The 14,039-nt window shown below is 53.0% G+C and carries 16 protein-coding genes; 5 read left to right on the top strand and 11 right to left on the bottom strand.

Annotation, left to right across the window (positions count from 1 at the left end):
• From B9A13_RS11590 to B9A13_RS11575, 4 genes are all read right to left on the bottom strand, one after another.
• Nucleotides 1-375 carry a GntR family transcriptional regulator gene (locus tag B9A13_RS11590; protein WP_084235359.1) on the bottom strand — a complete coding sequence of 125 codons (375 nt, stop codon included), beginning with the start codon at nt 373-375 and terminating at the stop codon, nt 1-3.
• A gap of 166 nt (nt 376-541) precedes the next feature.
• Nucleotides 542-886, bottom strand: a complete 345-nt coding sequence (locus B9A13_RS11585; protein WP_084235328.1) for a DsrE family protein — start codon at nt 884-886, stop codon at nt 542-544.
• A gap of 124 nt (nt 887-1,010) precedes the next feature.
• Nucleotides 1,011-1,508 carry a GNAT family N-acetyltransferase gene (locus B9A13_RS11580; protein ID WP_200809721.1) on the bottom strand — a complete coding sequence of 166 codons (498 nt, stop codon included), beginning with the start codon at nt 1,506-1,508 and terminating at the stop codon, nt 1,011-1,013.
• Between the two features lie 303 nt (nt 1,509-1,811).
• On the bottom strand, nt 1,812-2,816 hold the full coding sequence (locus B9A13_RS11575; protein WP_084235327.1) for a tyrosine-type recombinase/integrase: 1,005 nt from the start codon (nt 2,814-2,816) through the stop codon (nt 1,812-1,814).
• 305 nt (nt 2,817-3,121) lie between these two features.
• Between B9A13_RS11575 and B9A13_RS11570 the strand changes: the two genes are divergently transcribed.
• Nucleotides 3,122-3,955 (top strand): alpha/beta fold hydrolase, encoded by an 834-nt coding sequence (locus B9A13_RS11570; protein ID WP_084235326.1) that lies wholly within the window; start codon nt 3,122-3,124, stop codon nt 3,953-3,955.
• Between the two features lie 349 nt (nt 3,956-4,304).
• Here B9A13_RS11570 and B9A13_RS11565 read toward each other — a convergent pair whose 3' ends face one another.
• Nucleotides 4,305-5,156, bottom strand: coding sequence for a beta-keto acid cleavage family enzyme (locus B9A13_RS11565; protein WP_084235325.1), 852 nt, complete (start codon nt 5,154-5,156; stop codon nt 4,305-4,307).
• Nucleotides 5,157-5,208: 52 nt separating this feature from the next.
• A complete protein-coding gene (locus B9A13_RS11560) occupies nt 5,209-6,237 on the bottom strand; it encodes a ketopantoate reductase family protein (RefSeq protein WP_084235324.1) in 1,029 nt (342 codons plus the stop codon).
• Nucleotides 6,238-6,613: 376 nt separating this feature from the next.
• Here B9A13_RS11560 and B9A13_RS11555 point away from each other — a divergent pair, with 376 nt between their 5' ends.
• Nucleotides 6,614-8,026, top strand: coding sequence for a sigma-54 interaction domain-containing protein (locus tag B9A13_RS11555; RefSeq protein WP_084235323.1), 1,413 nt, complete (start codon nt 6,614-6,616; stop codon nt 8,024-8,026).
• Between the two features lie 340 nt (nt 8,027-8,366).
• Here B9A13_RS11555 and B9A13_RS11550 read toward each other — a convergent pair whose 3' ends face one another.
• Nucleotides 8,367-9,026, bottom strand: coding sequence for a GyrI-like domain-containing protein (locus B9A13_RS11550; RefSeq protein ID WP_084235322.1), 660 nt, complete (start codon nt 9,024-9,026; stop codon nt 8,367-8,369).
• A gap of 188 nt (nt 9,027-9,214) precedes the next feature.
• On the opposite strand from B9A13_RS11550, the gene B9A13_RS11545 reads away from it, so the two are divergent.
• On the top strand, nt 9,215-9,802 hold the full coding sequence (locus B9A13_RS11545; RefSeq protein WP_084235321.1) for a flavodoxin family protein: 588 nt from the start codon (nt 9,215-9,217) through the stop codon (nt 9,800-9,802).
• Between the two features lie 118 nt (nt 9,803-9,920).
• Here the strand turns inward: B9A13_RS11545 and B9A13_RS11540 are convergent, their stop codons facing one another.
• A complete protein-coding gene (locus B9A13_RS11540) occupies nt 9,921-10,739 on the bottom strand; it encodes a polysaccharide deacetylase family protein (RefSeq protein WP_159448128.1) in 819 nt (272 codons plus the stop codon).
• A 288-nt stretch (nt 10,740-11,027) separates the two neighbouring features.
• On the opposite strand from B9A13_RS11540, the gene B9A13_RS11535 reads away from it, so the two are divergent.
• Nucleotides 11,028-11,270, top strand: a complete 243-nt coding sequence (locus B9A13_RS11535) for a hypothetical protein (RefSeq protein WP_084235319.1) — start codon at nt 11,028-11,030, stop codon at nt 11,268-11,270.
• A 107-nt stretch (nt 11,271-11,377) separates the two neighbouring features.
• Here B9A13_RS11535 and B9A13_RS11530 read toward each other — a convergent pair whose 3' ends face one another.
• Genes B9A13_RS11530 through B9A13_RS13975 form a run of 3 tightly spaced genes read right to left on the bottom strand, consistent with a single transcriptional unit; the run spans nt 11,378 to nt 12,519 of the window.
• A complete protein-coding gene (locus B9A13_RS11530) occupies nt 11,378-11,731 on the bottom strand; it encodes a hypothetical protein (protein WP_084235318.1) in 354 nt (117 codons plus the stop codon).
• Nucleotides 11,712-12,248, bottom strand: a complete 537-nt coding sequence (locus B9A13_RS13980) for a CarD family transcriptional regulator (RefSeq protein WP_143806983.1) — start codon at nt 12,246-12,248, stop codon at nt 11,712-11,714. The genes B9A13_RS11530 and B9A13_RS13980 overlap by 20 nt, the downstream gene beginning before the upstream one ends.
• Nucleotides 12,241-12,519, bottom strand: coding sequence for a hypothetical protein (locus B9A13_RS13975; RefSeq protein WP_143806981.1), 279 nt, complete (start codon nt 12,517-12,519; stop codon nt 12,241-12,243). The genes B9A13_RS13980 and B9A13_RS13975 overlap by 8 nt, the downstream gene beginning before the upstream one ends.
• A gap of 452 nt (nt 12,520-12,971) precedes the next feature.
• Here B9A13_RS13975 and B9A13_RS11520 point away from each other — a divergent pair, with 452 nt between their 5' ends.
• Entirely contained in the window at nt 12,972-13,775 is an 804-nt protein-coding gene (locus B9A13_RS11520) for a lantibiotic ABC transporter permease (RefSeq protein ID WP_084235316.1), read from the top strand.
• Nucleotides 13,776-14,039: the final 264 nt, after the last annotated feature.

The raw sequence follows: 14,039 nt of genomic DNA, 5'->3' as shown, positions 1-14,039 counted from the left end.
TCATTCTCCCCTGTAAATCAGTTTAAGAAGCTCGATGAGTTCCTCCAGACCGAGCCCGCTGGCCGCCGCTTCCTCGGAGACCTTCTGCAGCAGGGCTTCCAATGCCCGAAGCCGTTCCTCCCGGATGAATTCCATGTTTTTTTCCGCCACAAAGCTGCCTTTGCCGGTTACGGACACGATAAAACCGTCCCGCTCCAGCTCCTCGTATGCCCGCTTTGTGGTAATTACGCTGATGCGAAGCTCCTTGGCGAGAAGACGCATGGAAGGAAGGGCCTCCCCCTCCCGCAGCTGCCCGGAAATGATCAGGCTTTTGATTTGAGAAGCGATCTGATCGTATATCGGTTGTGCTCCCGAGTTGCTGATGATGATGTTCACGGCGCACCTCAATAAATAATGTATATATATAATATACACAATATGCATGGATGTCAAGAAGATTTCCCCAATAATCAGCCCATTAAACCTGGAAAACCGCCGGCTCCCGCATGGAGCCGGCGGCAGATCATTAGTTTGACATGGAACCTGGGGACAAGACCTGGGGTTATACGGTCAGAAGACAGCGGTTTTCCTTTAGAATCGCAGTGAGGCCCTCGCCCCAGAAGATGACCTCGATTCCAAGCTCCCGGAGCTTGCCGGATACACCAAGCTGGTCGGAGCAGGCTTTGCAGGCGGAAAAGTGTACCCCCGCCTGCCGGGCGGCCCTGATTTTTTCCTGAATCGAAGCGTTTTCGGCAACGAGCTTCGCCGTCGCTCCCCAGATGATCACCGTGACTTCCTCCCACCAGAAGTGGAGCTTGCTGTTGATGGCGTACATCATCACCATTTTATCCGAGGTTATGAGGTCTGCGTTGGTCCAAAGAATATAGAGCCGGTTTGTCTCTGCCATAAACATTCCTCCTGAAACGTCATCGGAGCCGGTGAAGCGGATAACTCGGATCTCCTCTAAGAGGAGATCCCGGTGCGCGCAATGCCTGCCGGCCGGTTTTTATGCGTCCGGGGATCAAGAAAGACTAGACGAGATCCAGCTTCAGAAAACCTACGGTAAAGGGCAGGTGAGGGAAGGACTTGGTTCCGGTTTCCTGAAAACCGTATTGGATGTACCAGCTGCGCAGTATGGTGTTTTCGTATATGATTCCGATGGAGATGCTCCTGCCGCCCTGCTGCCGGGCCCGCTCCTCCGCAAAGCGGATCAGATCCGTCCCGTATCCCCGGTGCCGCAGGTCCGGAAGAACCGCCAGGCGCTCCAAATAGAACAAGCCGTCCCCCGCATCTTCCAGAGCGACAAATCCCGCGGGACGGGAGGCGTGCCACGCTCCGTAAAGCTGGATTCCCCGGTCCCGCATGGCGATCAGAGATTCGACGCCCGCGTAGGCGGGATTGGTGGGCGCCGTTTCCGGCGTCAGGTGAAACTCCTCGGCCACCGTAAGAAAAGCACGGCGAATCACGGGAGAAAAGAGTTCCAGCTCCGCGTCCGTATGGACCGTTTTGATTTGAAGCCCGCTGTTCATGGATATTCCTCCCTGATATAAGGTATTCCGGGATATGGGATCCGAGATATCCCCAGATGCGGCGTATGGATGATAGGTAATGAAGCGCAGGCGGAAAATTGGACACAAATCAGCCTTCCCGAAAGTCGATAAAGTCACATAGTGAAAACGATATACTAAGGATACTTTAAAAATTACATAATATAATGTAAAATATGTGACAAAACTAAAAGAATAGTTGCAGATAAGAATAAAGAATACGATTCATAATAATAACGCCATATTTGAATAGAAAAGCATATGCAACAACCGGAAAAGACGTTTTTATTCGGGAAACAGCGAACGGACGGCCGGGGCGGAAAGTTCCGTTTCTGCTCCTCCGCCCAATGATTCCCAGGTGCGGCGGAGATCCTCGTAACGGCAGACCTTCAGGCCGTGTTTTCTCTGAAATCCGTTAAGGCGCTTGACCATGGAACGGGGTTCGGGAAGCCCTTTGGGTGTCTCTGAGACAAAAAGGGGAAAGCGTCCCCGGCGATTTTCGAAAACGCCGCGATAGGAGAGAAGTTCCCGAAGGACGCCCTGGGAAAACCGGATTTGGCGGAAGCCTCCTGGCGTTTTCACAGCCCGCAGCACGGTGCCCCGTGTCCCCTCGGTGGTATAGCTCATTCGGATGACGGCAAGGCCGGTATCCGCGTCCACGTCCTCCCAGCGAAGGCCGAGGGCCTCGCCCCGGTGCAGGCCGTACAACAGGGAGAGGAGTACGGGGATATAAAGATCATTCTTCTCCCTGCGGAGGGCGGAAAGAAGATCGGCCGCTTCCTTCTGGGATAAGACCGCGGGTTCATAGGGTTCCTCATGGGGAAGCGAAACCCTGCGGGCGGGATTGTCGGGGATAAGGCCGTTCTCCTCGGCGGAGCGGAGGGCGGCGTGAAGGGTGCGGTATACGTAGAGCACCGTTCTGGGCTTTCCCGGCAGGGAATCAAAAAATGACTGGATCTCTTCCCGGTTCACACGGAGAAGAGAGGTATCCCCCAAAGGATGCTCTTTGATCTTGCGGATGTTCTCTTCATAACCGGAGGCCGTATTGGGGGACAGGGAGGGTCCTTTTTGCGACAGCCAGGTGTCCAGATATTCCGAAAGCGTGACCCGCCGGGATTTCCTGTCGGGAAGCGCGGCTTTTTGTTCCAGCACGTAGGCGTCCGCCCAGTCGATGGCGTCCCGCAGACGGATAAAGCCGCCTCTGCGCTTGGACCGGTTTTTTCCGGAGGCGTCCCGCCACCAGGCGCGGATCGCCCAGGTGCCGTCCGGCTGTTTTTCCGGTTTCGCCATACCGCGTCCTCCTTTGGAATGATATGTTAATTATAGACTACCGCAGCGGAGCGTATCTGTCAAAGGAAAAAGGGAAGAAGATCCCGGAATATGCGCGAAAGAGTTAACATAATTATATTATGGTATACCTAATGAGGCGGAGAGCCGGGAATCCGCGGCGCGGGAAGCTTTTTCCGCCGCCGCGTATTGAAAAAACGGACGCGCTGCCTTATACTAATGCGTATTGGGCCATATGAAGCCGCCGGAAGCGGCGGATTTTATAGAGAAACGTCCCGCGGGAGATCCGGGGAAAAAGGAGATTCGGCATGGCAAAAAAATTCGTCAATCTGCAAAACGGGGACAGGCTTGCCTATCAGGTGTACGGCGGCGGAAAGCACACGCTGGTTTTATTTCACGGCCAGCTGGTCAGCTCCTGGCTGGAGGGAAGCTGGCGCCGGGCCATCGATGAGGCGGACGTTAGATGTATCGTTTTTGAGCGTCCCGGCTATGGGGACAGCTCGGTTATGAACATTACAAGGGTGGGAGATTGGATTCCGCTGTTTCAAGAGGCGGTCCGGCAGCTGGAGTTGCACTCTTTCGACGTCGTGGGTATTTCGGCCGGCGGGCCTTACGCGTATGCCACTGCCGTTGGTTTCCCGGAGCTTGTGGGCCGGGTTTGGCTTTTAGGCGGTGTTCCGGCTGTTTTCCGAAAGGAGATATTCAGTCTGTATCCCCCGAAATTTCAGAAAGGGTATCTGAGGCTTGAGGATCAGCCCCTTTCCGAGACACAGGAGTATTTTGAAAATAAGCTGGCCGAAATGAAAAAGGGCCTGCGGGGAGAGCCCGGAGGCTATTACGAGAACTCTTTGAATGATGTCTCTGCCAATCGGTGCATCGGCCCCGCCAGGGAAGGAAGACTGCACGCGATTCCCTGGGGCTTCGACCCGTTTTCCATCACGCAGCCCGTGACGCTGTACTACGCGAAAGGCGACGCTATGGTGCCCTACGAGGCGGCGGCTCAAATGGCCCGGATGCTTCCGAACGCCAAATTGATTACCTTTGTGGAATCCCAGTTCCGTCCCGGCGTCAACATTCACTTTTCCTCCATCAACAAGGGCTTTTTCAGTCTTCTGAAGGAATATCCGAAAAAGCCGGAATAATCTATCCACTGTCGAGGCCGGAGGGGAATCCCCCCGGCCTTGAATTATTACTAAAGATTAACATAATAATGAATACTAAAAGTGGGATATGGATGCATATTGCCAGGATATGCGATATTTAAGCAGAATGATAAAGTTGTTACAAACGCTGAAGGTAATGCTACCGAGCAAACTTTGCTCTGATTCAATGAAAGAGCGCATGCTGCAGAAAAAACGATTTCAAAAGTTAACATAATAATATGAGATAAATATGTTGATTAAAAAACGGACAGGCGGCCGCGTTTGCGACCGCCTGTCTTCGTGGGGGGGGGAAGGAGAGTAACCAAAACAAAACCGAAAAGCAAATAAATTAGCGCACCAGGGGCTTGAGGCCCAGAATCTGGCGGGCTTCCGCCGGAGTAGCAGGCTCTTTGCCGAAGGTCGTGATGGCCTGCACGGCGCGGTCAACCAGCTGCGGGTTGGATGCCTTGACTCCCTTGGAGAAGTAAACGTTGTCTTCCAGGCCCACGCGGATGTGTCCGCCCAGAGCCAGTGCCGCGTACATGATGGGAAGATGAGCGGTGCCGATGCCGAAAGCGGACCAGACGGTGTCCTTGGGCAGGTGGTTGACAAGATAGAGAAGATTTTCAACAGTAGCTTCCATGGCTCCGCCCACGCCCATAACCAGCTGGCAGTACATCGGGGACTTGAGAACGCCGTTGCCCAGATAATACTTGGCGTTGTTCAGCATGCCCATGTCGAAGATCTCAACTTCGGGCTTGACATCGTACTCCTGCATGGTGGTTCCGAGCTTTGTCAGGAATTGGGGCGTGTTGTAGAACACGAAGCTGGGCATCCAGTTGAAGGTACCTGCGTCGTAGGAGGCGAGCTCGATGGCGGGGATTTCCTTGATGTGGGCCATGCGGGTTTCGTCGGTGGCGTTGTTGTCGCCGGAAGTGGTGCAGTTGACGACAATATCACAGTCCGTTTTTGCACGGATGAGGGAAACGGTCTTCTTGAAGCGCTCTTTGTCCATGGTGCCGATGCCGTCGTCGGTTCTCATGTGAAGATGGACAATGGCGGCGCCCGCTTTCCAGCACTTATAAGCGTCTTCCGCGATTTCTTCCGGGGTGATGGGGGTGTTGGGGCTGATGGATTTCGGCGTGACTGCGCCGGTAAGGGCGGCTGTGATGATAACTTTGTTTTCGAGACCTGTGCTCATGATAGAAGATCACCTTTCTGTATTAAATATAGTTTTGTTCTCCGGACCGAAATTAGTCTTTAAAGCCGGGAACTTTGAAATACTTGATATTGTCCATGGAGAGGGGATATTCGCCGTTTTCAATGCCGGTGACAACCTTCACGACGGTGCTGCAGTAAGGAGTGGGGATTCCGTGCTTCTTGCCGGTGTCACAGACAAAGCCGTTGATCATGTTGACCTCCGTCTTTTTGCCCTTTTCAAGGTCCTGAAGCATGCTGGCCTTGGCGGTGCGCAGTCCGTCGTACATTTCCAGGAACATCTTCTGAGAAGCTTCAAATCCTCCGGGTTTGGAAAGATCCAGCGTATCCGGGGAGTAGCGGCCGAGGAGAACGGGCATTTTTAATCCGTCCGCTTCGCAGCAGGCTTTTACTTCATACCCGATATAGCTCAGGCACGCGCGGGCCTTGGGGTTGTCCAAAACGTCCCCAAAAGTGCAGCCGCATGCGGCGGACATGCCGCTCATGCAGGCGTTGTTCACCAGCTTTGCCCAGCGGGAAGCCATGAGCTCCGTGGTGATTTCCACCGGCCCCATGTATTCCAGAACGCTTGCAACCTTTTTAATCCGATCGGTGATTTTGCCGTCGATCTCGCCGATATCAAAGAGAACCTTGGATTTGGTGATATCCTGGGTCAGCTCGGAAACGCCGGGGGACCAGAAAGTAGCGCCCCAAAGCACGGTGCCGCCGACGGTTCTGTTTTTGCCGATTTTCTCGGAGACATAAACTTCAGGCACGCCGTTCTGGAGCGTGCAGACCGTGCTGTCCGGGCCCAGATGGGGCAGAAGATTGGACAGCACTTCTTCGTTTGCCGTCTGCTTTGTAAACAGGAACACCAGGTCGTAGATCCCTTCCATCTGATCCGGGGTGAGGGCTTTGACAGGGATTGTCATGTCCACGAAACCGACTATTTTCGCGCCCTTTTCGTTGAGCGCTTTGACGTGATCCGCATAAGAGTCGACCATATCGACCTTACAGCCGTTTTTCGTCATAAACGCGCCCAACACTGTTCCCATAGAGCCGCAACCAAGAATACATGTTCTCATAACTTCCTCCGTTCCGCCTTATCGGCGATGTATTTTGCACTGGATTGAGGCCGTATGCCACGGCCCGCCGCAGAAATATCCGGCGGGAATTTGCTCTGTCGGATACCGCATTTATTATACCATATAATAGGAAACGTGGTATAATAAATTAAGCTGCGGCTATCGGCAAACAAGCAGGACTGCCGAACCGGAACAGGATAATCACACCCGGACAGGCAGGCGGTTTGCCGCAGATTTAGAATCTGCCAATGATATATGCAATTATTATGCCAAAAATTTTGCCGCGGCGGAATTTGGCCGGAGATGGAGGATGACAAGCGGGCTTAAAAATAGTATGATATCAGAGAAGAGAAAAATTCAGCGGAGGTGACGGAAGATGGACAGCAAGTTTTATGAGACAATGCTGGATAACTTTATCGACGGCGTTTACGTCCTGGACGAAAAAGGCGACTATATTTTCGTAAACAGCACATACGTCAAGATGACGGGAATATCGAAGACAAAGATCATGCAGTATAATGTTTACGATCTTGTGAAGGAAGGTTTTATCAAGAGTTCCATCTCCGACATTGTATATAAGCAAAAAAAACGTGTGATCATGTTTCAGGATGTGGACGGAATCAAGCGGCGCTATAGGCAGCTTATCATATCCACACCAATTTTTGACGGAAACGGCAACGTAAAAAATATCCTTGCTATCTGCCGGGACGTTGCAACGATCAACGACCCGCTGCAGGAGGCAGCTAGGCACGATGTAATCAACTGCGTTTCCATGCCCCATATGGAGGAAAGACCGTCGGATACCGTCATATCCAGAAGTTCCGAGATGCGAAGGCTTATGGAAATGGTGGACAGGATTGCCAAAGTGGACTCCGCCGTGCTGATTACCGGAGAGACGGGCACCGGGAAGGAGGTCATCGCCAACTACATCCACGAACACAGCCTCAGAAATAAGAACAAATTGGTGATTATCAACTGCGCCTCTCTGCCGGAAAACCTGCTGGAGGCGGAGCTTTTCGGGTTTGAGAAGGGCGCTTTTACCGGTGCCGTGGCCGAAAAGCAGGGCCTGATCGAAGAAGCCGATAAGGGGACCCTGTTTTTGGACGAGATCAATTCCATGCCCCTGAACCTGCAGGGAAAGCTGCTGCGCGCGCTGGAAACCAGGCAGATTCAGCGCCTGGGCTCCAACCGGCATCACCTTGTGGATTTCCGGCTGATCACGGCGACCAATCAGGACCTTATCGCGGCGATTAACGAAGGCAGCTTCCGCAGCGACCTGTACTACAGGCTCAATGTAATTCCCATCGTGCTCCCGCCCCTGAGAAACCGGCGGGAGGACATTGTCCCTCTCGCGTCGCTGTTTCTCAGGCGGTACTGCGATAAATACAACAAAAAGAAGACCCTCTCGCCCAATACCCTGACATATATGACCCGGTACAACTGGCCCGGGAACGTGCGGGAACTGAAAAATTTCGTGGAACGGGCTGTGGTCATGAGCTTTGACGAAACCATTGAGATCAGCAACATCGGGGATATAACGGCGGAATTTGCTCCCGATTACGCCCTTGGATGGCAGGATGAACCGGAAGAAAGCGAAGCCGTAAACGAGGAATACGACATGCTTCTGGAGAAGAAGACCTCCCTGAGGGAATACCTTGCCCGGTGCGAAAAAAACTATGTGGAATATGCCCTTCATAAATACGGCAATACCTATAAGGCGGCGGAGGTCCTCCAAACCAGTCAGTCGTCCATTGTCCGAAGGAAGGGAAAGTACCGTATCCGATATTAAAAAATATTTTTAAATTCCATAAAATAGACGGCAGGAACCGCGGAAATTCCGTGAAAAAATTCAATTATGAATCAAAAGGACAAGTCACCGCAGAATATTAATTCAGCGGTGACTTACCGAATATTTACAGAAATTTTCCATTGGATTTGGTGAAACGGGAAAGAACAATCCCGCGGTAAAATTTACAGGAGAACAAACGGTACCGCGCGGTCCGAACCCGTCGTTTTATACTATTAACCCCAAAAAGATTAAACAAGACAGTACGGTTGTCCCCCCGCCGGAGGCGGGGGGACAACCGTACTGTTTCTTTTGTTGTATCGACATTTTATTGAAGTCCAGATTATTTCTTCACAGGGTGGCGCAGAACGGTCTTCAGCCTGGAGGGCTCCGTCTTTCGGGGATCTCCCAGATAGATCTCGTGATGCCGGAGAACGGTTCCGTCCGGAAGCCGGTCGGACACGGCGTCCCGGTACCCGTTTGCCCGGAGGAATTCCTGCAGCCGCGCCATGGTGGCCGGTTCCCCGTCATAGGGCCCCAGGTGCATCACCTGGACGCAGAGCCCTTCCCGATAGGTAAAGAATTTTGCCCGGGAGACGTCCAGTTCCGGTTTTTTCTTCCGTACGGCGGCTTTTGCCGAATCCAGCATCCCGGGCGTTACAAATTCCGGCTGGCGTATCATAGAGGTCCAGCAGAATTTGTCCTTCTCCGAAAAGGCGAAGGGCCGGTCCCCCTCCAGCCACCAGAGACCTTCCAGCGGCGGTATCACATACTCAAAATAGCCCTCCGGCTTTTCCGGTCCCATTTTGCTCATTTTGATGGAGTAGCTCAGGGCGTATAGAAGCTCCATGGCCCGGGAGTATTCGCCGCCCTCCTCGTTGGGATTGCCTTTGCCGTCAACCGCCAGAAAGAGAATGGCGGGCACGTCTATCAAGCGGGGCGCGGCTTTCGGGTGATATAGGTCCCAAAATTCTTTCTTATAATCCAAAGCTGCGCTTGCCATGGAAGATCTCCTTTCCTTTTCTCTGCACCGATTTTTAAAATACCGTGCTTTGCCCTAGGAAACAGGGAATATTTCTGCTATAGTTTTACTGTAGCAGAAATTGGAAAGGTTCGCAACACCGGTGAACGCTTTCTCAGGCTTCAAAACCGGTCAAGCAGCAATTGAATCAAATGGACGGGGAATCGGATATGAAATTTTGCATACTCAGCGGGAGCCCGCGCAAAAACGGGAATACGGCTCAATTGATCAGGCCGTTTCTTGAAGAGTTGGATCGTCATAAGGTTCAGCATGATCAGATATGGCTCCACGACAAGCATATTGAGCCCTGCGTCGCCTGCCGCAGCTGCCAGAAAGACTGGACGATTTTCGGATGCAGGTTTCAAGATGACGCCCAGGAGATCTTCGACAAGGTGTACGGGTGCGACGTTATGATTCTGGCTACGCCGATCTACTGCTGGTACTGCACGCCTCCCATGAAGGCGATTCTCGATCGGCTGATGTACGGAATGAACAAATATTATGGCGATGAAAAAGGCCCGTCACTCTGGAAGGGAAAGAAAGCGGCGATTATAACCACCTGCGGGTATCGCCCCGAAAAGGGGGCCGATCTCTTCGAAGAGGGAATCAGGCGCTACTGCAGGCACTCTCAGCTTGACTATATCGGCATGCTGGCGGAAAGGGATTTCGGATACAAAGCGGAGTTTATCACCGAGGAAAAAAAGAAACATGCAGGGGAATTTGCCCGGCGGCTCATCGGTACGCTGTCGGAAGCCTGAAAGATGCTGCAGGGAAATGTGCATAATATAGTCCGAATCCAAAAAGCCGCCGGCTTTGACCCGGCGGCTTTTTGAGCTAGTCTGAAATATTCCGGTACCTTTTTAACCGACAGTTTTATCAGTCCGCCAGGTCTTCCAGCGATCCGAAGGAGTACCCCGCCTCGCTCCAGGCGGTAATCACCCCGTCCAGGATTTTTAAATTGGTCCGGGACTGACAGTGAAACAGGGCGATCTCCCCCGGATGGGTTTCCTTCATGACAATGGAAATGGCGCGGGACGCAGAAAGCTGGGCGAACTCGTTCCAGTCGTCGTAGCTGAAGGACCAGAACACCGTGGTATACCCCAGCTCCTGGGCGTAGCCCAGGGTGGTTTCGGTGAACAGGCCCTGGGGCGGCCGGAAGAATCGGGAAAGCTCTTTGCCCGTCACATCCCGGTAGGCTTCCTCCACGCCCCGAAGTTCGGCTTTGAATTTGCTGAAGGAAAGCCGCGTAACGCTTACATGGTGGGCTGTGTGGTTGCAGATGAGGCAGCCCGCGTCCACCGCCCGCCGGACGACCTCCGGGTACTTTCGGATATAGGTCTCGTTCATGAAAAAGGCGGCCGTGATGCCGTGCTCTTCCAGGATGTCCAGAATAGCGGGAATGTTCTGGTTTTCAGGGCAGTCGTCAAAGGTCAGGTAGATGACCTTTTCTTCGGTTTTCCCCAGGTAGAGGATCCTGTAATTTCCGATATACTCCGCCTTTTCCATGGGCTGAGGGGGCTCCCCCGCCTCCTGGGGGATATAGTACCACATGAATTCCCCGGAGAAGGCTTCCGCCGTCTCGGGCGGGGTGCGCGTGAAAAAAAAGCCCGCGGCGCACACGGCGGCGAGCAGAATAAAGAGAGACAGCGGAAACAGACGTTTTCTCCGTATGAGAAGAATCCTGGTTTTTTTCATGGCGAAAACCGCCCCGGTTGGATTTGAGCATCCGGGAACGCTCGTTTCAATATATGTGCCGGAGCATGGGTTCATACGCGGAATAGTCCGGGACCTGGATGTACGTTACGGAGAAGTATAGCAGGGGGCATCCGGCTGGCGCGGTTGGATAATTCTCACCTGAAAAACTGCACAAATGTTGCGCCGGCAGTGCATGCGCGTATTTCACAAACTTTAAAATTGCGTTTTTTTTCGTTTGCGGCTGCTTTTTGAAACGTGATAGAATATGCTGGCAAAGGAGGAAGAAGAATGAAGCGGATCAAATACGCCTGCCTGGAGCAGACCATTCATTTTCAGCTGAAAGAAGACCTGGTTGGCCACGAAGAGGCCGCAGCAGCCGTTAGGGAAGAGCTGGAGCAATTTAAACAGAAGCTTGACCGCAAACGGATTCAGTATAAGATTATCGAGGAAACCGTTCAGCCCGACGACTCGATCCTTCTCAAGCTAAAACGTCAGTTTAATGATTACAGCTGTGGGGAATACATGGAATAGACCGCTTGAGGAAAGCGCGGGAATGCGGATACCCTCCGCGCGGAGGGCCTGCTGAAATGGCACTGAACAGCACAGGCCGCCGGATATAAGCCGGCGGCCTGTGCTGTTTATTCGGATTTTGCTGATTTTCCGTTTTTTTTCGCCTGCGTGCTTTTGCGGGAAGTCTTTTTTCCAACAAGGAATGCCCGCCGCTTTTCTTCTCGGCGCCGATCCAGGTCCTCGATTCTGCGTTTTTGTTCCGCTGTCGTCTGTTCCCTGAACTGCTGAAGCTCCGTGTCCATAGCCTGCTTTGCGTCGGGACGGCAAAGCTCCAGATACGCATCGAAGGCCAGGGGATATTGAAATTTGCGGAGTCCGAAAGCCCCATTGAACATAACCGTTACTGTGGTTTCGGTTTGCTCGGTAACCGTCCCGACGCCGAATTGCCTGTGCCGGACCTGCTCATGAGTCACATTTGCCATCAGGTTCCCCTCCTTTTTTCCCGACCCTCGCCGTAATATAAGAGGGAACTTCTTCTTTCAAAATTCCAAGCGCCGCGGCCAGCTCTCCGAAGAGAAGCTCCTCGGTTCGTTTCATATACCGCTCGTCCACCAGGCCGAATTTTCGGTTCTGCCGCTCCGATTCCTGCTTTTTCGCATAGAGCGAGATGGACAGTTCCATCAGATCCGCGCAGCAATAGGTTTTAAAATGAGCTTCGTAATGCTCCGCGACCTCCCGGATCATGCGGCTGTAAAACGGCTTCGGATGGAAAGAGGGGATCCTGTCGATAAGTTGTTCCGCCTCGGTCTTCGTAAGGATGGGACGAATGACAACCTTCTCGGTGTCTACCGGTGTGGAAACGATATAATTGCTGTAAAGAGGTTTCAGGATATAGTACAGCGCGTTTCCTTCGGCCCCCTGCAGATCGCGCTGTGTGATTTCCGTGACTCTGCAGACCCCCGTGCCTCCGTAGAGAACCAAATCCCCGGTTTTAAACATGACCCTTTGCCTCCGTGCTTTCTTCGCAGGGATGGGTCCAGGGGCGCTTCCCGCCGTAATATTTGTCCGCGATACGCTTCTGGAGCGCTTCGTCCAGTGATCGCAGCCGGATCCGGGCTTTTGCAGGACTGCTCGCTTCCCGGAAAAATGCGCATTTGGGACCCGTGCAGCAGGGGATATCGATCCGGCTGCACCTTCCGTCTTCTCTGAGCCCCCCGCAGTCCGGCATTTTAAGCAGCTCAAGATTGGAACGGCGGGATAAAGTTGCCATAGTGTCACCTGAATTCCTTTGAAGTATTCCGAAAAATGAATGTTTAAATTGAAAACGTGAGGTTTGACAACTGGACTTACGTTCGTCAAAACCGCACGTTGTATGTATAGTGTAGCATATTTTTTCAGCCGGATGTAAGTAAAAAAATCTCCTTGCCGAAAAAACAAGTCTGTTTCCGCTTTAAAAAACATAAGAATATACAAGCATAAATTGTCCGGCGATAAAGCCGGGAAAGGGATGCGAAAGGACAAAATGCACTGGATTCCGGGCAGGGTCGTATGATAAGATAATAACAGTACAGGCGGTTTTAAGAACGAAGGCACCCGGCCGGAGGCGTCGGGGATCGCTCCCCGCGCACGCTGCGCGGAAGGAATGCCGAATGCCCGGAAATCGCAGCGGCCCGGGGCTTTTACTGAGAGAGAAAGAACAGGGAAATGCGGAAGGGAGTCGTTATGAAAACAAAAAGCAGATGCCCGGTGGTAACCGCGGCGGCGGTCATTGCCTTTCTTGCGATGATTCTCGTCAATATTCTGGCAAACGTTCTTCCCATCGGCGGGGTTACCACGGCGGAAGCGGCGGCGGAATATCCTAACCTCTTTTCGCCTCCCGGCTTCACCTTCGCCATATGGGGAGTCATCTACATCCTGCTGGCGGCGCACGTTCTCTATCTCCTGGGTCTGTTCCGTGGGAAAGGGGAGACGGACGAGGAGCTCCTGTGCCGGGTGGGAGTCCTGTTTGCCGTTTCCTCCGTTTTGAATCTTCTGTGGATTTTCGCCTGGCACTATGAACTGGTCCCGCTGTCCGTTCTTCTCATGGCGGGCCTTTTGGCTGTGCTTCTGGCAATCATGCGCATGCTGGGCGGCAAGAAACTCACCGGGAGGGAGGCGCTTTTTGTCAAGGTGCCCTTCGGCGTGTATTCCGGGTGGATCACCGTGGCCGCCATCGCAAACGTCACGGCGCTTCTCGTCTGGCTGGGATGGGACGGTTTCGGGCTTTCCCAGCCGGTCTGGACGGTGATTATTCTGGCCCTGGGAGCCGTTATCGGCGCTGTGGCGGCTGTCCGGTTTCGGTGCGTTGCGTATCTTCTGGTTTTCGTTTGGGCCTATGCCGGCATCCTGGCAAATCACCTGATGGCCTCGGGTTTCGCGGGGGAGTACCCCATGGTGATTATTGCGGCCGCCGCCTCTTTAGTCCTTCTTTTCGCCTCGGGGGTTTATATCCTGATGGGCGGAAGGAAAAAACGCGGAAAACGGTAGGAAAGACCCGTCGGCTCCTGAATAGTTACTGAACAAAACGCGGCCCTGAATTTGTATCAGGGCCGCGTTTTTCGATTGAAAAAGCAGCGGAACGCGGTTTATCCGCTTGTGGGGAAACTCCGCAAATATTTTTTTGGCCGGGGCTGGCGCGGCCAGAAAAGCCCGGCGCGCGGGGATGAGATAGAAAAACAGCGCAAAAATTGAACTGCGCAATAAAAGAACAGCGCAAAAAACGGACAGCGTAAAATCGCAGAATGCCGTGCT

It is taken from the genome of Papillibacter cinnamivorans DSM 12816 (genome assembly GCF_900176335.1).
Lineage (GTDB): Bacteria > Bacillota > Clostridia > Oscillospirales > Oscillospiraceae > Papillibacter > Papillibacter cinnamivorans.
This window is presented reverse-complemented; position numbering and strand designations above follow the sequence as displayed.